Raw genomic sequence first — 19,864 nt, forward strand, 5'->3', positions numbered from 1 at the left:
AGCGACGATGGTGGACCGGCTCAGCGCACGTGCGCGCAAGGCGGTCGTCCTGGCCCAAGAAGAGGCCAGGATGTTCAACCGCAACACCATCGGCACCGAACATCTCCTGCTCGGCCTGGTCCAGGCCGGAGGGATCGCCGGTGCGGTGTTCCACGAGATGCGGGTCGAGCTCGACCTCGTCCACGAGCAGATCGAGATCGTGGTCGGCCCCGGGCCCGTGTTCACGCCGGGACCGATCCCGCTCGGGGAACCCGCGACCCGGCTGATGGCCCGCGCCGCCGAGGAGGCCCGCCGCCTCGGCGAGGACACCGTCGACACCGAGCACATGCTGCTCGGCCTGCTCGCCGACGAGGACGACCCCGCCGTCGCCGTGCTGCACGGCCTGTCCGTCGACCCGGTCCGCGTCCGCGAACGCGTCTACGAACTGCTGGACCAGGTTCCCGAGCCGATCCGCGCCGCCACCGGGCCGGTGCGCTCGGTCGACCTGCTGCTGTCGCGGTTCGGCCGCAGCCTCACCGACGCCGCCCGCTCCGGCGAACTCGACCCCGTCATAGGACGGGACCATGAACTCGACCGGCTGGTGCAGGTGCTGCTGCGGCGGACCAAGAACAGCCCGTTGCTGATCGGCGAGCCGGGCGTGGGGAAGACCGTCCTGGTCGAGGCGCTCGGGCAGCGGGTGGTCGCCGGGGCGGTGCCGGAGGAACTGCGCGGTAAACGCCTGTACGCGCTGGACCTCGGCTCGCTGATCGCGGGCGCCCGGGAACGCGGCGTCTTCGAGGAACGCCTGCGCACCATCCTCAACGAGGCCCGCACCGACGGCGACGTCGTGCTGTTCATCGATGAGATCCACGCCCTGATCGGCGCCGGCGACCGGGCCGGGGCGCTCGACGCCGCGGCGATCGTCAAACCGCTGCTGGCCAGGGGTGAACTGCGCGTGATCGGGGCCACAACCCCGGAGGAGTACCGCCGGTACTTCGCCGGTGACGTCACGATGGACCGCCGCTTCCAGCCGATCACCCTGGAGGCTCCCAGCGTCGCGGCCACCATCGGCATCCTCAAGGGCCTGCGATCCCACTACGAGGCCCATCACCAGGTCGTCATCACCGACGAGGCGCTGGTCGCCGCCGCGCGCCTGACCGACCGCCACGTCACCGGCCGCGCCCTGCCCGACAAGGCCATCGACGTCATCGACGAGGCCGGGGCGCTGGCCCGGGTCCGCTCCCTGACCGGCGGCCAGACCCGTGACAAGGTCGACGAGGAACTGGTCGCCGAGGTGCTGACCGCGATGACGGGCATCCCGCTCGAACGGCTGACCTCCGAGGACCTGATCCGCCTGCGGGGGTTGGAAGACGAACTGCGGGCTCGCGTCGTCGGCCAGGACGCCGCCATCGCTTCCCTCGGCGCGGCCATCAGGCGGTCCCGGGCGGGGGTCGCCGACCCCGACCGCCCTGTCGGCTCGTTCCTGTTCGCCGGCCCGTCGGGAGTCGGCAAGACCGAACTGGCCCGCGCTCTGGCCGGCGTGCTGTTCGGGGCCGACGACGCCCTGATCCAGCTCGACATGAGTGAGTACGCCGAACGCCACTCCGTCTCCCGGCTGATCGGCGCCCCACCCGGCTACGTCGGGTTCGAGGACGGCGGGCAGCTAACCGACCGGGTCCGGCGCAAGCCCTTCAGCGTGGTGCTTTTCGACGACATCGAGAAGGCCCACCCCGACGTGCTCGACGTACTGCTCCAGCTCGTCGAGGAAGGCCGCCTGACCTCAGGCGACGGCCGCACCGTCACCTTCACCAGCGCCGTGGTCATCCTGACCACCAACCTCGGGGCCCGTGAGGCCTCCCACCTCAGCACTGGGTTCGTGGGTGAGCGGGTGGCCGGCAGCCTCGTCCTGACCGAGCTTCGCCGGTACCTGCGGCCCGAGTTCCTGAACCGGCTCGACGACATCGTGGTGTTCGCCCGGCTCGGCCACGCCGAGTTGCTGAGCATCGTCGACATGGCCGTGACCGACCTGGCCCGGCGCCTGTTCGAGAGCGCGGGCATCCGGCTTCAGGTGACCACGCCCGCCCGGGAGTTCCTCGCTCGGCTGGGGGACGATCCGGCCATGGGCGCCCGCCCGCTGCGCGGCGCGGTCAGGCGCGAGCTCGACGACACGCTGTCGGCCCAACTGCTCAGCGGCCGGCTGACCGCCGGGCAGACGGTGCTGTTCGGGGTGAGCGACGGGGAGCACCCGTCGCTCACCTTCACCGTGGTGTGAGCGCCTCGACCTCAGCGAGCTGACCCAGGGAGACCAGCCCGGCCGCGCTCACCATCCGGGTCACCCAGTTGAACTGGCAGGCGGTCCAGAGCGCCTCCAGGATCTGCGCGTCGCTCCAGCCGCTGGCGCGCGCCTTGGCGAAGTCGGCCCCGGTGATGCGGTGGGACTCGTTCGTGATGCGCCCGGACAGGCGCAGCAGCTCGCGCACCGGCTCCGGCAGGTCCATCCGCTCGACCTCTTTCACCGCGAGGCTCGCCTTCAGCGCGGCGTCGGCGTTCAGCAGATCGAGGAAGAGCACGTGCGCGTCGACGCAGTACTGGCAGGAGACCTCCCGGGCCACGTACGCCGCGATGAGCTCCTTCACGTCGCGCGGCAGCTCGCCGTCGTCGAAGACCGAGCGGTAGCCGTCCCAGAACACCTTGAGAAATGGTGTGCGCGTGCTGACGAGTTTGAAGACGTCGGGCACCAGCCCGATCCCGAAGTGGTCGCGTATCTCGTCGTAGAGCTCTGCGATGTCGCCGGTGGCGGTGCCTTCGGTGACGACCTGGACGTGGACGCCTTGGGTCATGTGCCCTCCTCGGGGTTGCCGAGACAACTTACATATTCTATGTATAATTAAAGTAACCAGGCGAAGCAAGGAGGCTGCCATGGGTCACGTGCGCCGCAACTACGGCCAGTACTGCGGGCTGGCGGCAGCCCTCGACGTCATCGGAGAGCGCTGGACCCTGCTCATCATCCGCGAACTCCTGCTCGGGCCCCGCCGTTACGGCGAACTCCTGGAGGCGCTGCCCGGCATCGGCACCAACCTGCTCGCCGAACGCCTCAAGGTCCTCCACGAGCTGGGCGTCATCACCCGCCCGCAGTCCCGCGATCAGGGCTACGCGCTGACCGAGCTCGGCCGGGAGCTGCGCGAGCCGGTGCTCTCCATGGCCCGCTGGGGGCTCCACTTCCTCGACGCCCCCACACCCGACGTCGAGACCCGCGCCCACTGGGGCTTCCTCGCCGTGCAGGCGATGATCGACCCCGAGCGCGCCACGGAGATCGACGAGTCCTATGAGTTCCGCGTCGACGACGTGGTCTTCCACATCAGCGTCACCCACGGCAAGCCGGTGGCCCTCGAGGGGCCGGCCGACGGCGAACCCGCCGTGGTGGCCAGCACCGACGCGCGCACCTTCGTCGAGATCGGCGCCAAGCGGCTGACGCCGTTCGAGGCCCTGGCCTCGGGGCGGCTGCAGCTCACCGGCGACACCGACGCCATCGTGCGCTCCAGCGTGCTGCTCGGCCTGATGGCACCGGCCGAGTGAGCTTGACTTAGATGTAGAGACCATCGACGGAATCCGATCTCAAGGATCATGCGGCTCTTATTGACTATATAAACTTAAAGTCCTCTACTGGGAAGAGTCGGGTCGAAACCTGACGCTCGTCCGGCGGCTCCGCGGGCGTACTCGCCATTTCCAGAGGAGAGACCAATGCCGCACATCGCCATGTCCCCCGAGCTTGCTCCCGGCACGCCCGGTCTGTTCCAGTACCGCCCCGAGACCGGGCGCCCCCTCGGCGAACTCGCCGAGACGCTGCTGCGCAGCCCCCACTCGCTGGGGCGGGGTGACCGCGAGCTCATCGCGACCTACGTGTCGGTGCTCAACCACTGCAAGTTCTGCAGCTCCACCCACTCCGAGGTCAGCGCCGCCCAGATCGAGGGCGGGCGGGCCCTGGTCGACAAGGTCCTCGACGACGTCGACAGCGCGCCGATCTCGCCCAAGCTCCGCGCCCTGATCAAGATCGCCGGAGCGACCGTCGAAGGCGGCCACGCCGTGACCGCCGAACTGGTCGACGCGGCCCGGCAGGCCGGCGCCACCGACACCGAGATCCACGACTCGGTGCTCATCTCGGCCGCGTTCTGCATGTTCAACCGCTACTGCGACGGGCTGGCGGCGATCGTGCCCGACGACCCGAGGGCGTATGCGGGCATGGCCCAAATGATCATCAACGACGGTTACCGGATGTGCGCCACCGGCCACTGATCCCCGGCGGCTGCCCCGGCGGCTGTGCCGCCGGGGCGCTCGCCCCGTTCCGCCGACGCACGTCCGGGAAGGGCCCCATGAGGGAAAACACGACCGTCCGACTGACCACGTTGTCGCCCGGCGCGGGATGCGCCTGCAAACTGCCGCAGGCGTCACTCGAAACGCTCATGACCAGCCTCAACGGGTTCGGGGCCAGTGCCGCCGACGACCTGCTGGTCGGCCTGCCCGAGGGCGACGACGCCGCCGTGCTCCGCCTGGGCGACGGCCAGGCGCTCATCTTGACGACCGACTTCTTCACCCCCGTACTCGACGACCCCTACGACTGGGGCCGCGTCGCCGCGGCCAACGCCATGTCCGACGTGTACGCCATGGGCGGCCGTCCCGTCGCCGCGCTCAACCTGGCGGCCTGGCCGGGCGACGGCCTGCCGCTGGAGATGCTCGCCGACGTCATGCGCGGCGCGTCCACCAAGGCCGCCGAAGGCGGCTGCGCCGTGGTCGGCGGCCACACCATCGCCGACCCCGTCCCGAAATACGGCATGGCCGTCATCGGCCTGGCCGATCCCGCCCACCTGATGACCATCGACAAGGTGCGCCCCGGCGACCTGCTCGTGCTGACCAAACCTCTCGGGACCGGCGTCATTGTCACCGCTCTCAAGCAGGACGCCGCCGACCCCGCCACGCTCGCCGAGGCCGTCACGTCGATGACCACCCTGAACGCGCACGCCGCTCGCGCTGCCACCGATGCCGGGGTGCGCGCCGCGACCGACGTCACCGGCTTCGGACTGCTCGGCCATCTGCGTCGCATGCTCAGCGCCAGCGGTTTGGCCGCCAAGGTCGACGCCGACCACGTGCCCTTGCTGCCCGACGCGCGCGAACTGGCCGCCAAGGGGTTCGTGCCCGGCGGCACCAAGGCGAACATGAGCTTCCTGACCGACTGGGTCGACGTCGCGGTGTCGGTCGACGAGGAGGTCGCGATCCTGCTGCACGACGCGCAGACCTCGGGAGGCCTGCTGCTGGCAGTGCCGCCGACGGCGGCCGACCTGGTCGAGAAACTGCGGGAACACGACGTGTCCACGGCCGTCATCGGCGAGGCCGTCGTCGGACGCCCCGGCCATATCTCCGTCCACGCCGGCGCGTGAAGGGAATCCAGATGACCACCGACCCCCGCCGCGCGCTGCCGAAGACCGATGCCGTCCTCGCGTTACCGCTCATGGGAGAGATGGCCGCCACATGGGGCCGCCCCCTGGTGACCGATAAGGTCCGCCGGGTGCTCGACGACGCCCGTTGTGCCATCGGCCCAGGCGGGACCGTGCCGTCTCCCGACGAGGTCGCCAAAACGGTGGCCGCCTCGCTGGCCACGCTCGACGCGGCCCGGGTCAGACCGGTGATCAACGCCACCGGAGTCGTGCTCCACACCAACCTCGGCCGCGCGCCCCTGTCGGAGGCGGCCCGAGCCGCAGTGAACGCCGCCGCCGGCTACTCCACGGTCGAGTTCGACCTCGCCACCGGCGGCCGGGGCAAACGCGGCGCCACCGTGAACACCCTGCTCCGCGAACTGAGCGGCGCGCCCGGCGCCCTTGCGGTCAACAACGCCGCCGCCGCGCTGTTCCTCGCGCTCGGCGCGTTCGCCCGCGACCGCGAGGTGATCGTCTCGCGTGGCGAACTGGTCGAGATCGGCGGCGAGTTCCGCATCCCGTCCATCATGGAGGCGGCCGGAGCCCGGCTCGTCGAGGTCGGCTCGACCAACCGCACCCACCTGGCCGACTACGTCAACGCCATCACCGACCGCACCGCGATGGTGCTCGTGGTGCACCCGTCGAACTACCGCATCGAAGGCTTCACGGCCGCGCCGCCGCTGCCCGCCCTGGTCGCCGCCGCTCACGAGGCGGGCCTTCCACTCCTGCACGACCTGGGATCGGGCCTGCTCACCGGCCACCTGGGCGACGAGCCGACCCTGGCGGAGAGCCTGTCGGCCGGGGCCGACCTGACGGTCTTCTCCGGGGACAAGCTGTTCGGCGGCCCTCAGGCGGGGATCGTCGTCGGGGATGGCGCGCTGGTGCAGCGCCTGTCCCGGCATCCGATCGCCCGAGCGGTGCGCATCGACAAGCTGACCCTGGCCGCCCTGGAGGCCACTTTGCTGTCTCATCTGGGCGGACGCCGGGGCGAACTGCCCGTGTGGCGCATGCTGGACGCGCCCCTCCACGAGCTCACGCGCCGGGCCGACCGGCTGGCCGGCTCGATCGGGTGGCGGGCCCGCGTCCGGGAGGGCACGGGCATGGTCGGCGGGGGCAGCCTGCCCGCGGAACGGCTTCCGTCGGTGCTGGTCGAGCTGAGCTGCGGGCCGTCGGGCGAGGCGGCCGTCATGGCGGCGCTGCGGGCGGGGGAGACGCCGGTGATCGTGCGGGCCGAACGGGGGCGGGTGCTGGTCGACCTGCGCACGGTCGCCCCCGAGGAGGACGACGTTCTGGAGAAGGCGCTGCTGGCGGCGCTTCCCTAGCCCAAAGCAGAAGACTCGGCCTCCCAGCGGAGCAGGTCGCCCGGCTGGCATTCGAGCACCTCGCAGAGGGCGGCGAGAGTCGCGAAGCGCACCGCCTTGGCGCGGCCGTTCTTGAGCACCGCCAGATTGGCGGGCGTGATCCCCACGCGGTCGGCCAGGTCGCCCACGGACATCTTCCGCCTGGCCAGCATCACGTCGATGTCGACGACGATCGGCATCAGATCACCTCGTCGAGCTCGGCCCGCAGCCGCGTCGCCTCGACATCGCGGGCGACCGCCTGGGCGAGCAGCGCCCGCAGGACGAGCACGATGAGCGCGACCCCCAGGATGGCCAGGCCGACCCCGCCCATGATGACGGTGACACCCGGGTCGTCGCGCTGGCCCGGCGCGTTGACGGCCGTGACCGCGAACCAGACGAGCGCCGCCGCCACTATCGCGCCGATCACGACGTCGACGTACCGGAAGGCGGCGTGGGAGAACACCGTTCCGCGCCGCACCATGGTCACCAGCCGCCATACGCAGACCAATGCGACCTGGACCGACACCATGCCCAGGATCGCGAGCAGGCGCAGCGGGGTCAGCGGGAGCGATCCGTCCTCCGGATCGGTGGCCATGGCCCACACCATCGATGCCTGTATCGCCACGGTGCCGGCCAGCACCACCGCGAGGACGGCGCGCAGCGCACGGACTGTCAGTTCTCCCATGTCCCCATCCTTCGATCGAATCGCGATGGGAATCTATCGAGTCTCGATAGGTCAGGCAAGAGCCTACGTGGTGCGCATCCGCCGGCTCGAGTTGTCGACTCGTACGGTGTGTCCCCGCTCGTCCAGATACTCCAGCAAGGGGATCACCACCCGGCGGCTGGTGCCCAGCGCGCTGCGGGCCTCGCTCGCGGTGAACGGTTGAGGCAGGTCGCCGAGGATCTCCACCGCCCGAGGCTCGGCCGTCAGGGGCAGCACGACCCCCTCGGCCAGTCGTAACACCGCGCCCACCTTGGCCGCGGCGATGGCCGCCCTGGAGTCCAGCCCGAGCTGGGCGAGCCGGCCCGCCTCCGGCGCCTGGAACGGCGTCTCCTCCAGCTCCCGCTCCAGGCGACGCACGGCGGCGGCGATCGCCTCGGGGAGCTTGGGCCGGTCGGCGGGCCGGTGGATCCGCCCGGCCTCGATTCGCAGCGGAGGCCGCACCAGCGCTTCGACGAGCCGCCGGTCAGGCAGGTCCAGCAGCTGCCGGGCCACCTCGACGGGAAGCGTCGGAGCGAGAGGGTTGCCCAGGGCATAGTCCTTGGCGAGAGCGCTGAGCCGCTGACACTGGCTGACCCACCACCCCGGGTCCACCCGCCAGTCGCCGTCGACCCCCCGGCCGACCGCGCGCAGGCCCATCAGACTGAAGTCGTTGTCCTTGAGGTAGTGGTGACGGGCCAGCAGCTGGTGGGCGGTCGGCGGGTCGGGCCACTCGGCCAGCTCGTCGGCCGCGCGGACCGCCGCGCCCCGGCGCCGGAACGGCGGCGGACGCACGTCCAGCACCGTCAAGCCGGTCACCCGTCGCGAGCCAGGATCGCGGAGGATCACACGGTCGCCGACGTGCAGCGGCAGCGGGTGTTCGAGAGTCAGCCGCGCCGTGGTCTCACCCAGCCGCCGGATCCGCACGCTCACCGACGCCGATCCGATGTGCAACAGCGACTCGCGAGGCAGCAGGTCGGAGGTGCCGGCGCGCAGGCGCACGTCGACGGTGTCGGTGTCGCTCCACCGGCCGGGGGTGACCAGGGCCATCCCTCGCTGGCACTCGTCGAGGTCGACGCCCTTGAGGTTGAGGGCGACGCGGGCCACGCCCGTCACCGTCTCGACCTTCCGCTTGAGCGACTCCATACCGCGGATCTTCACGATCCGGCCCGACGGGCTGAGCTGGAGTTCGTCGCCGACGTTCACCGTCCCTGCCGGTAGGGTCCCGGTCACGACGGTGCCCATGCCCTTGATGGTGAACGCGCGGTCGATCCACAACCGGACCGGCGCCGCGTCGTCGGGAGCGGGAAGGGAGGCGACGAGCTCGTCGAGGGCGGTCACCAGGTCGTCGATGCCCGCACCGGTGATGCTGCTGACCGCCACGGCGGGCACGTCGGCCAGCGACGAATCGGCCAGTTCCAGCCGGGCCTCCTCGATGGCCAGCTCGGCGTCCCCCCGGTCCGACCGGGTGACGACGAGCAGCCCGTGGTGCACGCCCAGCGCGTCGATGACGGCGAGGTGCTCGGCCGACTGGGGCATCCACCCTTCGTCGGCCGCGACCACGATCAGCACGGCGGGCACCGGCCCGATCCCGGCCATCATGTTCGTCACGAACCGCTCGTGGCCGGGAACGTCGACGAAGGCCAGCGCGCGACCCGAGGGCATGGTGCGCCATGCGAACCCCAGGTCGATCGTCAGCCCGCGCCGCCGTTCCTCGGCCCAGCGGTCGGGCTCCATCCCGGTGAGGGCGCGGACGAGGGTCGACTTCCCGTGGTCGACATGACCGGCGGTCGCGACGACGTGCATGCGCGCCACTCCTCACACTGAGAATCCCGCGATGGAGCGATAGCGGAGGCGAACGGGAATCGAACCCGCCGGCGACGTCGACCGCCGCCCCATCGGTTTTGTAGACCGGGAGGGCCACCAGGCACCCAACGCCTCCATGAAGTAACTAACGATATTGGAAGGCCTGCCGTCAACGGGGCACGAGAAGGTTTCTCCAGGTGGAGGCCCTGATCAGGGTATTCAAAGGCTGCTTTGTTCATTGGAACTCTTCAGCTCCCGATCAGCTTGACTATATGAATTTAAAGTACTCAACTGAGGATCGACGTTCAGACCTGCCGAGCCCTGGTTGGGAGACGACATGACCATCGCTGACAGTCCGCTGCCGACGACATCGCCGGACGTCGGTCCTCTGCTGAAGGAGTACCGCGAGGTGTTCGTCCCCGCCGCGGTGGACTACCTCGAACGGCGCATCAGCGCCAACGAACTCCGCGAACGCTGGAAGCCGCACTACTACGGGACCTTCCACCAGTACGACGTGACCGTGGAACGCGCCTGGCGGGAGCAGAGCGGATCGACGGGACTGCTGGAGTCCGGCGGCCCGCCCGCCGACCCCCGGCACGAGACGCCGCTGGCCCACTTCCCGGTGAGCGTCGCCTACAACAACCTCGACCGGCTGATCGAGGTGCTCGCGGTGGAGCTCGGCGACCAGACGGTCGACAAGACCCGCCTCCGCGAGCGGACCGTGGACTTCGCGCATGTCATCGATTCGCTCGACGCCCTGATGGCCTCCCTCGACAACTGACGAGGGCGGCACAGGGCCACCACCATCGCTCTCACTCGAAAGGTTGAACTGTGAGCGAACCACAGGGAATCCTCAGACAACTCCTGGAGAGGGGGGTCGCGGCGGACATCGACCCCGCGTCCCTCTCTCCGGCGGAGGTCGTCCGGGGCCACGACTCCGCGTGGGGAGGGCCGGGGAACCTCTACCCCATCCGCCCTTACACGCTGACGCCGTCGGCTCTGGAGACGTTCATCGTCCGCGAGCGCATCCACGTGCGCATCGACGGTCTCGGTGAGGACATCGTCGACCTCCACGGCATGGCGATCTACCGTCGCCACGACCCGCACGCCGCCGGCGAGCTGAACTGGGCCAGCGCCACGATCACGGCCCAGTTCCTGTCGCTTCAGGTGACGGGGCACAGCGAGCTCTTCGGTCAGGTCAAGGTGTCGAACACGCCTGGCAAGTCGGAAGGGGCGCGGGTCAAGCCGAGTCCGACCCCGGATGATGGGACACCGATGCCCATCAAGGACTGTATCACCATGATCTATCCTCGGTTCGAGGTAGAGCAGCTCGGCACGACCGTCGACACGGGCGACCAGGTGGTCCGTCTGGAGTCGCGGGTCGCGATGGTCCCCCCGATCGGGGACGTGTCGCGAACGAACAAGCACTACGCGCTGTACGACAGCGAAGGTCGTCAGGTCGGTGAGCTCCTGGCCGCCGACATCGAGATCGGGAACCTCCTGCACCATGTCCCGATCGCCAGTGCGGTGATCCCCGCCGAGCTGGCACGACTGCTGGCGTAAGCACCCATAGCGATGGATGACGTGCGTGTTGCCGGGCCGGCTCGGGCGAATTTCCGCGCGGGCCGGCTCGCGTCCTATGCCTTCGGTGTCGAGGCCGCCATCGGGGCCAACCCGATGCGGTACCTGTTCGCGCGCCGCTTCTCCGCCGCGCCGGAGTCGGCGGTGACCGCGATCTTCGTGATCAAACCCGACGTGTTGTTCGGCACCTACGTGTGGATGGAGGAGGACCGCGAGGCCGGCGACTGCCGGATCAGTACCTTCCTGCCGACCATGCGCCAGCCGATCCAGGTCGTCGACCGGCTGGCCTTCGACTGCCTTCCGCTCACCGACATCGGCTACGTCGACCTGATGGCCTGGCCCCATCCCGTGCTCCAGCTCTCCCGCGAAGGCGAGCCGGGCGCGGGCACCCGCGTGTACCGGGGACCGGCTCGCCTGAACGGCTTGGCGGTACGGGAGTGCTTCGTGCCCGGCACCGGCGTGGTCGTCGACCGCGTGGTCGAGCAGCGGGGGGAGGCGGTCCGCCGCTGGGAGGCGCTGGAGCTCGGCGATCGTGCCGAGGACTGGCTGCCCCGCCGTGTCCGGGTGTCCCGGCTCGACAGCGGTCACCGGACCGACTTCACCCGGAGTGGGCCTGCCGTCCCGCTGGCCTGCGACGACTTCGACGGCACCCCCGAGTCGCTGCGCGAGGCGGTCGAGATCGCCCTAGCCGCCGGGGCGGGGGCACGGCGATGACCGTGGCCCTCCGCGTCGTCCAGGTGGCCGTCCATCTGGTGGCCGCGCTGGGCCGGATGGCGGTGGTGGCCGTGGTCACCCGGCGGCGGGCGGCCCTGGCCGCGGAGGTGGCCCGCCTGCTCGAACGGCTCGGCGGCGCCTTCCTCAAGGCCGGCCAACTGCTGGCGACCCGAGTCGACGTCGTGGGGGAGACCCTGGCCGCTGAACTGGGCCGGCTGCACGACCACGTGAGGCCCATGTCCGCGAAGGACGCGATGCTGACCGCCCGGCGGTCTTTCTCGCGGCCCCCTGACGAAATGCTCGCGGCGCTGGCGCGTCCACCGATCGCGAGCGGTTCGATCGCGTGCGTCTACCGGATGACCTGGCAGGGCCGCGACCTCGCGGTCAAGGTCAGGCGGCCCGGTGTGGCCCGCGTGTTCGCCGCCGACACCGCCGTCGTCGGCGGACTGGCCCGCTTCGCCGCCCGGATTCCCCGTCTGGCCCGGCTTCCGCTGACCGACATCGTCGGCCAGCTGGGCGAGGCGTTGCGCGGCCAGCTCGACTTCGACCGGGAGACCCGGTATCTCCACCGGCTGCGCGCCGATCTCGCGGACGTGGAGGGCGTGATCGTCCCAGAGGCGGTGGACGAGCTGACCGCCGGCGGCGTCATCACGATGACCTTCGTCGAAGGACTGACCCAGGAGCCGAGTGACCGCGCGTCGGTGGAGCGCGGCGTGACCACTCTCGTCCGCGCCGTTTACCACATGCTTTTCGTGCGGGGATTCATCCACGTCGACCTGCATCAGGGAAACGCCTATATCCGCGCCGACGGCGAGGTCGTCGTGCTCGACGCCGGATTCATGTTCCCGCTCAGTGAAATGGCGCGGACCAGCTTCACCCGATTCTTCGGCGGAATGATCAAAGGCGACGGTGAATCTTGCGCGCGCATTCTGCTGGCCAGTGCGCGCGGAGTTGCCGATGGTGCCGATGTGGCGGGATTTCAACGCGAGGTCGCCGATCTGGTGAACCGCAGCTCAGGCGCGGTGGCGCAGGACTTCGAGCTGGGCCCCTTCGCGGTCAGGCTGTTCGACCTGCAGCGGAGCCACGCCGTTTTCGCGGAGCCGGAATTCGTGTTTCCGCTGCTCTGCCTGCTCGCTTTGGAGGGCACGGTGCGGCGGCTTCATCCGCTGATGGATTTCCAGATAGAGGCGGCTCCGTACGTGATGCAAGGCCTCCTTACGGGGGCCTTGACAGCGCCGGAGGTGCCGGAGAATATGACTATATAATTCTAAAGTAATTCGACCGATCCTGTGCCCCTGGAGTGCGCATGTCCACCCGAGAGGAATCCGTCCAGTCGGCCGGACTCGCCGGTTCGGTCGCCGTCCTCTGCCTGTCCGCGTTCGTCGTCATGATCGACTCGACCGTCGTCCAGGTGATGGTCCCCGCCCTGACCGCCTCCTTCGACGCCGGGCTCGACGACGTCCTGTGGGTCTTCAACGGATTCGTCATCGCCTACGCCGCCCTGCTCATCACCGCCGGGCGGCTCGGTGGCGTGCACGGCCCGCGACGCCTGCTGATCGCGGGCCTCGTCGTGTTCGCCCTGGCGTCGCTGGCCGGAGGTCTGGCCACCTCGTTGCCGCAGCTCGTCGCGGCGCGGGTGGCGCAGGGGGTCGGCGGAGCGATGATCGTGCCGCAGGCGCTCACCCTGATCGCCGCCGTCTTCCCCGCCGAACGGCGTGGCGCCGCGCTCGGCCTGGTGAGCGCGACGATGGCGCTGGCCGCCGTGCTCGGTCCCGTCGGCGGCGGCCTGGTCGTCACGACCTGGGGCTGGCGCTGGGTCTTCCTGGTGAACGTGCCGGTGTGCCTGGCCGCCGTGGTGCTGGCCCGGCGCTGGGTGCCGCCGGGTGTCACGGCCTCCCGGGGGCGGCTCGACTGGGGTGGCGTCGTGCTGATCGGCGTGGGGCTGGCCACCGCGTCCTACGCGCTGCTCGGGCCGGGCCGGCTGCCGTGGCTGGCGCCCGCCGCCGTGCTGATCGCCATGTTCGCCGCGCGGCAACGCCGCCAGCCCGATCCTCTGATGCCGCCCCGGGTGTTCCGCGACCGCGCGTTCCTGGTCGCCGGATGGGTCGGCGCCGCCCAGTTCGGCGTCCTGGCGGGCCTGATGCTCCTGGTCTCGGTACGGGTCCAGAGCGAACTCGGCGGCGACGCGATCGACACCGGGCTCGCCCTCCTGCCCATGGCGGTGGCGGCCGGGCTGATCTCACCCGTCGCCGGATGGCTCAGCGACCGGATCGGCGGTGGGCCGATCATGGCCGCCGGCATGCTCGCCCTCGGCGCGGGCGCGTCGGGGTTCGCCCTGTCCACCTCCGGTCTCGCCGTCGCCGCGCTCGCGGTGGCCGGGCTGGGCGTCGGCCTCGTCATGGCGCCGGCCAGCACCGAAGCCATCAGACGGCTGGCCCCCGACCTGGTGCCCGCAGCCTCGGGCGTGCTCAACACCGCCCGCCAGGCGGCCTCCCTACTCGGCGTCGCCGTGATCGGCGGCATCGCCCAAGCCGGTCCCGGCGCTTTCACGACCGCCGCCGGCACGCTCACCGCACTCGCCCTGCTCTCCGGCCTCGCCGGTCTGTTGCTCCTGCCGCGGCACGTCAGAGACGACGCGCTCACGAACCGTCCATGACCCCGGGCGACGGCACCCCCGCCGTCGCGTCCGGCCATCTCATCGAGTCTCGAGGAGATATCACTCATGCGTCAGCTCCTGACGGAACGCGAACAGTCGTTCCTCGCTCTGGCCGACAAGGTCCTGCCGGCCCTGAGCGAGCGCGCGGCCCGGCACGACCGGGACAACACCTTCCCCTCCGACAACTACGACGACCTGCGCGCGGGCGGACTGCTCCGCCTCACCGTGCCGGAGGAACTGGGCGGGCTCGGCGCCGGCCAGGGCGAACTGCTGCGGGTGCTCGAACGCCTCGCCACCGCCGACGGCGCCACCGCCCTGTCCTACGCCATGCACGCCGCCCCCCTCGGATCCTGGGCGCACACCTGGCGGCGTACCGGAGCGCCCCCGCTGGAGCAGGTCCTGCGCATCGCCGGGATGGACGGCCTCGTGCTGGCCGCCATCGCCAGCGAGCCCGGCATCCCCGCCCTGTTCATGGACGCCAAGACCAAGGCCACCAAGGTGCCCGGCGGTTTCCAGCTGCACGGACGCAAGATTTTCGGCACCAACAGCGCCATCGCCACGATGTGGGCCGCCACCGCCCGCTGGGACGAGGGCCCCAATGGGCCCCAGGTGCTGATCGTGATGGTCGACCCGAGCACCCCGGGCGTCACGATCGAGCAGACCTGGGACACCCTCGGCATGCGCGCCACCCGCAGTGATGACATCGTCTTCGACGGCCTGTTCGTCCCCGACATGGCCGTGCTCCAGTCGATCCCGGTCGGCCACTTCGACGTACAAGTGCTCGACATGATCCTGTCGTGGACCACGCCCAGCTTCGGCGCGGTCTACACCGGCCTGGCCGTGGCCGCCCTCGACTGGGCCGTCGATCTGGCCCGGCGCAACGGCCTGGAACGTGACGCCCGGATCCAGGACGCGATCGCCGACGCCGAGATCGCCATCGAGACCAGCAGGGCCATGCTCCAGCGGCACGCCGCCGACGTCATGAGCGGTGCGCTGGTCGCCCAGTTACCCGTACAGGAAGGACTGGCCCGCTGCGCGCTGGTCAAGAACGTCTGCACCAACAACGCCGCGGCCGTGGTCAACCGGTTGATCGACGTCGTCGGCGGGGCCGCCTACCGGCGCGGCTCGGCCTACGAGCGCATCTGGCGCGACGTGCAGGCGGGCCTGTTCATGCCCATCAACAACCGCACCGGCAAGGAGCTGATCGGCGCCAGCACGCTCGGCGTCGAGCTCGCCCCGGTCGCGCCGTTCGTGATGCCCGGCGGGGAGGGACGATGACCAGGAGACTGCTCGCCGTCGTCGTCGTACTGCTGCTGGCCGCCGTCGGCTGCGGCTCCGGCGGGCACGCCGCCCACCTGGCCGCCGGGATCCCGGCGAAGCTGCGGGTGGGCGTGGTGCCCAACATCTCTCCGGAGAAGCAGCGCGCCCAATACGAACCCTTCCGCGCCTACCTCGCCGGCAAGCTCGGCACCGAGGTGGAGCTGTTCGTGGCCACCAACTACGCCGGCGTGGTGGCCGCCCTGTCCGCCGGGAAGCTCGACGTCGCCTACCTGGGCGGGCTGACCTACGTCCAGGCCGAGGCGCAGACGAAGGTCGTTCCGCTGGTCACCGAGGTCGACCAGGAGACCGGGACGCCCGAATACCTCTCGGCCGTGGTGGTGAAGGCCGGGTCGCCGTACAAGACCACCAAGGACGTCGTCGCGGCTGGCGGCACCTTCGCCTTCGGCGATATCAGCTCCACCTCTGGCAGCCTCTACCCACGGATCATGATCACCCAGGCGGGGGCCCGCTGCGACACCGGCGACATGATGGCCTGCCCGCCGCTCAAGGCGGTCACCTTCACCGGCGGCCACGACGCCACCGCGCAGGCCGTCGCGAAGGGCGACGTCGACGCCGGTGGCATCGAGTTACGCATCCTGCACCGCCTGGAGAAACAGGGCAGCGTCGAGAAGGGTGCGCTGCAGGTGATCGAGACCCGCGAGGTCATGGGCTACCCATGGGTCGCCCACCCCGATCTGCCCGAGGCCGCGCGCACGGCCGTTACCGACGCCTTCCTCGCGATCGACCAGCCGGAACTGCTCGACCTGATGAGGGCCAAGAAGTACGCCCCCGTCACCGCCGCGGACTACGACGAGGTACGCGAACAGGCCGCCGGCCTCGGGCTGCTGACCCCCAAGCAAGGACAGCCATGACCGTACAGGCGATGGAGGTGCACGTCGGCGGGGTCACGGTGGCCTTCGCCGGTCGCACCGTCCTGTCCGGTGTGCATCTCAAGGTCGGGCCGGGGGAGCGGGTCGCGCTGCTCGGTCCATCGGGAGCGGGCAAGACGACCCTGCTCCGCGTCGTCATCGGCGCCGTGCGCCCCTCGGAGGGGGAGGTCGCGATCGACGGCGCCGACCCGTTCGGACGCCGCGCCGAGGTCACCCGGCTGCGCCGCCGCATCGGGTGTGTACGCCAGCGCGACGACCTGATCGTCGGGCTCACCGCGCGTACCAACATCCTGGCCGGGGTCGCGCACGCCTGGCGACCGGCCGACTGGGCCGTGGTGCTCGCCGGAGGAGTGCCGGCGCGGTTCGCCGCCCGGCTGGCCGAACTGGCCGCCATCCACGACATCACCCCACTCCTGCGCACCCGCGTCGAGCGCCTGTCCGGCGGGGAGAGGCAGCGCGTCGCACTGGCTCGCGCCCTGTTCACCGCGCCCGGCCTGCTGCTCGCCGACGAGTGCACCTCCGGTCTCGACCCGGTACGCGCGGCGGTCGCCCTCGACCATCTGGACAGCAGCGGCGCCACGCTCATCGCCACCACCCACGACCTCGATGTCGCCCGCCGGTTCGACCGCGTCGTGGCATTGCGCGACGGCCTGGTCGTCCACGACGGAGACCCGCCCGACGCTCGGCGGCTGGAGCAGATCTACGGCGGACCGGCGGAGCTGACGTCATGACACTGCAGCAAGAACGCGTGACGACGGCCCTGCCACCCGCGCCCCGGCGTGCTCCCCGCGTCGTGCTCACGCTCGTCGCACTGGTCGTCATCGGCTGGTCCGTCGCCGGAACCGGCATCGGCCTCGGCTCCCTGATCGAGGGCCGGGAGGGCGCCATCCAGATCGTCGGCGGCCTGTTCCCGCCGGACCTGGACGCCGACCTGCTCGGCCGGGTCGCGACGGCGGCCGTGGAGACCATCCAGATCTCGGTGGCCGCCCTGCTGATCGGCGTCCTGATCGGCCTTCCACTCGCGGTGCTGATGGCCGGGAACGTGCAGGCGCCGCGCTGGCTGTCGGCCGGCGCGCGGACCGTCGCGACGACCCTGCGCAGCGTCCACGAACTTCTCTGGGCGTTGCTGTTCGTCGCGACGGTCGGCCTCGGCCCCGCGGCGGGCGTCTACGCGATCGCCCTGCACTCGGCGGGGGTGCTGGCCAAACTCTGCTCCGAGCAGCTGGAGGCCGTGGACCCCGGCCCGGTCGAGGCGATGCGGCTGACCGGCGGCTCCCGGCTCACGACAGCCCTGCTCGGCATCGTGCCACAGGCCCGGGCGGTGATCGCCTCCCAGATCCTCTACCAGTGGGAGTGCAACATCCGTAGCTCCGTGGTCATCGGCTTCGTCGGGGCGGGCGGCATCGGCCAGGCTCTCGGCATCGCGCTGCACCTGTTCCGCTACCAGGAACTGGCCACGCTCATGGCCTCGGTGGTGATCCTCGTCATCGCCGTGGACCGGATCTCGAAGATTTTCCGGGGGCGCCTCGGGGCGGCCTCCGAGCGTTCGGGCGGCGTGGTGCCGTCCGCGATTCGATCCTTCTGGAGGAGCAAGCGATGAGGATTCTTTTCGTCCTGCACGACGCCCCCTACGGCAGCGAGCGCACCTACAACGGCATCCGCTGGGCCCGGCAGATGCTGGAGGACGACGGCAACGAGGTCAAGGTCTTCATGTTCGGCGACGCCGTCTCCGCGGTGATGGCCGGGCAGAAGACCCCAGACGGCTACTACAACGTGGGCAACATGATCCGCGGCCTGGTCTCCAAGAACGCCGAGATCGGCTCCTGCGGCACCTGCCTGGACGCCCGCGGCATCAACGAGGCGAACGTCGCCCACGGCACCCACCGCTCGTCCATGAAGGAACTGGCCACCTGGACGATGTGGGCCGACCGGACCATCAACGTCTGACCCCGGGAAGACCGAACCGGCCGGGCGCCCATGGGGCCCGGCCGGTTCTTTTCGCGTCTCAGGCCAGCGCCGCCATCGCGCGCACGGCCTTGTCGACCTCCTGCGACGTGGTCACCATGCTCGGCCCGAACCGCACATAGGTCTCCCGGTACGGCGTCGCCGCCGCTGCGACCTGGTGTTCCTTGACCAGCCGCTCCACCACGGCCTCCGGGTGCATGCCCTCGACCGCGCAGCAGATGACGCCCGCCGACACCTCGGCCGACCGTGGCGTGACCAGGCGCACGTGCCGCAGGCCCGCGAGCCCGGCCTTGAGCTGCTCGCTCTGGGTCCTGATCTGCTCGGCCACCCGCGCGGGACCGATCGCCGTGTGGAACTCCACTGCGGCGGGCAGCGCCCACCGGTGCTCGAAGGTGTGGTAGCCGCCCGGCGTGGCCAGGTCTCCGGGGGCGCCCCCCGGAGGCTGGCCGGTGAACCAGCCCTGGAAGGCCGGCATCGAGAAGCTCGGGATGATCTGCCGGTGCCGCCGCCACGCCGCCGGGGTGCCCCAGACGAAACCTGTGCCGCGCGGCCCGAACAGCCACTTGTGCGTCGAGGTGACGAAGAAGTCGGCGCCGAGGTCCTTCATGGTGGCGGCCTCGGCGGCGAAGCCGTGCACGCCGTCGACGCACAGCAGCACCCGGTCGGGCTCCCTCCGATTGGCGTTGACGGTCGCGAGCAGGGCGGCGATCTGCTTGACCGGGATCTTCACGCCGGTGATCGAGTGCACCCAGGTCATCGCCAGCACCCGCGTCTTCGAGGTGATCGCGGCCTTCACCCGCGCGACCATCTGGTCGGCCTTCGCCTGAGCGGGGTCGTCGTAGAGCCGGATGGTGCGCACCTTCGCGCCGGTGGCCGTCGCCCGCAGCCGTACCGCCTCGTAGGTGGAGTAGAACTCGTGTGAGGTGGTGAGGATCTCGTCACCCTCCTTGAGCGCCAGCCCTCCGTAGAGCAGGCCGATTCCCATGGTCGCGCTGTCGGTGAGGGCGATCTCGTTGGGCTGCGTGCCGATGTACTTGGCCAGCGCCTGGCGGGCCTGGGAGCTGAACTCGAAGTCGGCCATGCCCATGCCGAACTCGATCGGGTTGACGTCCAGCCCCTGCCGGAACTTGGTGATCGCGGCGGTCACCGGGGCCGGATGGGAGGACAACATGAACGCCGAGAAGTGCGCCAGATTCGGGGTCAGCGGGAACTGCGCCCGCACCGACGTCCAGTCACGCGGGTCGAACGTCGCGGACGCGGGTGCCGGAGCGCCTCCGGAAGCGCCCGCACCGGCGTTCGCGTTCGAGCACGCGCCGGTCAGCAGCCCGCCGCCCGCCAGAGCGGCGCCCAGGAGAAGCGAACGGCGGGGAATGGTCTCTACGGGGTCGGTCATGACGCCTCCTGCACGGCGCAGAGCCAGCTATAGATTTTTCAAGCCTAACACT

At 70.6% G+C, this 19,864-nt stretch carries 20 protein-coding genes and 1 tRNA gene; 15 read left to right on the forward strand and 6 right to left on the reverse strand.

Annotated features, from left to right (window positions below; genetic code table 11):
- Positions 1-7 precede the first annotated feature (7 nt).
- Positions 8-2,251, forward strand: coding sequence for an ATP-dependent Clp protease ATP-binding subunit (locus QSK34_RS37330; RefSeq protein WP_285591520.1), 2,244 nt, complete (start codon positions 8-10; stop codon positions 2,249-2,251).
- On the opposite strand, the gene QSK34_RS37335 is transcribed toward QSK34_RS37330, so the two are convergent.
- Complete coding sequence (locus QSK34_RS37335; RefSeq protein ID WP_285591522.1) at positions 2,238-2,819, reverse strand: carboxymuconolactone decarboxylase family protein; 582 nt, start codon at positions 2,817-2,819, stop codon at positions 2,238-2,240. The two genes, QSK34_RS37330 and QSK34_RS37335, sit on opposite strands and share 14 nt — an antisense overlap.
- A 79-nt stretch (positions 2,820-2,898) precedes the next feature.
- On the opposite strand from QSK34_RS37335, the gene QSK34_RS37340 reads away from it, so the two are divergent.
- The 4 genes from QSK34_RS37340 (at position 2,899) to selA (ending at position 6,769) form a co-directional block, all read left to right on the forward strand.
- A complete protein-coding gene (locus QSK34_RS37340) occupies positions 2,899-3,555 on the forward strand; it encodes a winged helix-turn-helix transcriptional regulator (protein WP_285591524.1) in 657 nt (218 codons plus the stop codon).
- Positions 3,556-3,720: 165 nt separating this feature from the next.
- Entirely contained in the window at positions 3,721-4,272 is a 552-nt protein-coding gene (locus QSK34_RS37345) for a carboxymuconolactone decarboxylase family protein (RefSeq protein ID WP_062355532.1), read from the forward strand.
- A gap of 77 nt (positions 4,273-4,349) precedes the next feature.
- A complete protein-coding gene (gene selD / locus QSK34_RS37350; protein WP_285591528.1) occupies positions 4,350-5,411 on the forward strand; it encodes a selenide, water dikinase SelD in 1,062 nt (353 codons plus the stop codon).
- Positions 5,412-5,422: 11 nt separating this feature from the next.
- On the forward strand, positions 5,423-6,769 hold the full coding sequence (selA, locus tag QSK34_RS37355) for an L-seryl-tRNA(Sec) selenium transferase (protein WP_285591530.1): 1,347 nt from the start codon (positions 5,423-5,425) through the stop codon (positions 6,767-6,769).
- Here the strand turns inward: selA and QSK34_RS37360 are convergent.
- The 4 genes from QSK34_RS37360 to QSK34_RS37375 form a co-directional block, all read right to left on the reverse strand.
- The gene (locus QSK34_RS37360; RefSeq protein ID WP_285591532.1) at positions 6,766-6,987 is read right to left on the reverse strand and encodes a helix-turn-helix domain-containing protein; all 222 of its coding nucleotides are present in this window, start codon (positions 6,985-6,987) and stop codon (positions 6,766-6,768) included. The two genes, selA and QSK34_RS37360, sit on opposite strands and share 4 nt — an antisense overlap.
- Positions 6,987-7,472, reverse strand: a complete 486-nt coding sequence (locus tag QSK34_RS37365) for a DUF2975 domain-containing protein (RefSeq protein WP_285591535.1) — start codon at positions 7,470-7,472, stop codon at positions 6,987-6,989. The genes QSK34_RS37360 and QSK34_RS37365 overlap by 1 nt, the downstream gene beginning before the upstream one ends.
- Positions 7,473-7,535: 63 nt before the next feature.
- Positions 7,536-9,293 carry a selenocysteine-specific translation elongation factor gene (selB, locus tag QSK34_RS37370; RefSeq protein WP_285591538.1) on the reverse strand — a complete coding sequence of 586 codons (1,758 nt, stop codon included), beginning with the start codon at positions 9,291-9,293 and terminating at the stop codon, positions 7,536-7,538.
- Positions 9,294-9,336: 43 nt separating this feature from the next.
- A tRNA-OTHER gene (locus QSK34_RS37375) sits at positions 9,337-9,429 on the reverse strand.
- A 201-nt stretch (positions 9,430-9,630) separates the two neighbouring features.
- On the opposite strand from QSK34_RS37375, the gene QSK34_RS37380 reads away from it, so the two are divergent.
- The 10 genes from QSK34_RS37380 to QSK34_RS37425 all read left to right on the forward strand — a co-directional run bounded on the left by QSK34_RS37380 (position 9,631) and on the right by QSK34_RS37425 (position 18,401).
- Entirely contained in the window at positions 9,631-10,074 is a 444-nt protein-coding gene (locus QSK34_RS37380; RefSeq protein ID WP_285591540.1) for a hypothetical protein, read from the forward strand.
- Positions 10,075-10,124: 50 nt separating this feature from the next.
- Positions 10,125-10,856, forward strand: a complete 732-nt coding sequence (locus QSK34_RS37385; RefSeq protein ID WP_062355515.1) for a DUF6073 family protein — start codon at positions 10,125-10,127, stop codon at positions 10,854-10,856.
- Between the two features lie 12 nt (positions 10,857-10,868).
- On the forward strand, positions 10,869-11,588 hold the full coding sequence (locus QSK34_RS37390; protein ID WP_285591543.1) for a hypothetical protein: 720 nt from the start codon (positions 10,869-10,871) through the stop codon (positions 11,586-11,588).
- Positions 11,585-12,853, forward strand: a complete 1,269-nt coding sequence (locus tag QSK34_RS37395) for an ABC1 kinase family protein (protein WP_285591545.1) — start codon at positions 11,585-11,587, stop codon at positions 12,851-12,853. Before QSK34_RS37390 ends, QSK34_RS37395 begins: the two co-directional genes overlap by 4 nt.
- 41 nt (positions 12,854-12,894) lie before the next feature.
- Positions 12,895-14,244 carry an MFS transporter gene (locus tag QSK34_RS37400; RefSeq protein ID WP_285591547.1) on the forward strand — a complete coding sequence of 450 codons (1,350 nt, stop codon included), beginning with the start codon at positions 12,895-12,897 and terminating at the stop codon, positions 14,242-14,244.
- 66 nt (positions 14,245-14,310) lie between these two features.
- Positions 14,311-15,522: an acyl-CoA dehydrogenase family protein gene (locus QSK34_RS37405; RefSeq protein WP_285591549.1), complete on the forward strand. Its 1,212-nt coding sequence runs from the start codon at positions 14,311-14,313 to the stop codon at positions 15,520-15,522.
- On the forward strand, positions 15,519-16,436 hold the full coding sequence (gene phnD, locus QSK34_RS37410) for a phosphate/phosphite/phosphonate ABC transporter substrate-binding protein (RefSeq protein ID WP_285591551.1): 918 nt from the start codon (positions 15,519-15,521) through the stop codon (positions 16,434-16,436). The genes QSK34_RS37405 and phnD overlap by 4 nt, the downstream gene beginning before the upstream one ends.
- Positions 16,433-17,185: an ATP-binding cassette domain-containing protein gene (locus tag QSK34_RS37415; RefSeq protein ID WP_285591553.1), complete on the forward strand. Its 753-nt coding sequence runs from the start codon at positions 16,433-16,435 to the stop codon at positions 17,183-17,185. The genes phnD and QSK34_RS37415 overlap by 4 nt, the downstream gene beginning before the upstream one ends.
- The gene (gene phnE, locus QSK34_RS37420) at positions 17,182-18,054 is read left to right on the forward strand and encodes a phosphonate ABC transporter, permease protein PhnE (protein WP_285591555.1); all 873 of its coding nucleotides are present in this window, start codon (positions 17,182-17,184) and stop codon (positions 18,052-18,054) included. The genes QSK34_RS37415 and phnE overlap by 4 nt, the downstream gene beginning before the upstream one ends.
- A complete protein-coding gene (locus tag QSK34_RS37425) occupies positions 18,051-18,401 on the forward strand; it encodes a DsrE/DsrF/TusD sulfur relay family protein (RefSeq protein ID WP_285591557.1) in 351 nt (116 codons plus the stop codon). The genes phnE and QSK34_RS37425 overlap by 4 nt, the downstream gene beginning before the upstream one ends.
- A gap of 58 nt (positions 18,402-18,459) precedes the next feature.
- Here QSK34_RS37425 and QSK34_RS37430 read toward each other — a convergent pair whose 3' ends face one another.
- Entirely contained in the window at positions 18,460-19,812 is a 1,353-nt protein-coding gene (locus QSK34_RS37430) for an aminotransferase class V-fold PLP-dependent enzyme (protein WP_285591559.1), read from the reverse strand.
- Positions 19,813-19,864: the final 52 nt, after the last annotated feature.

The organism is Herbidospora sp. NBRC 101105 (genome assembly GCF_030269205.1).
GTDB lineage: Bacteria > Actinomycetota > Actinomycetes > Streptosporangiales > Streptosporangiaceae > Herbidospora > Herbidospora solisilvae.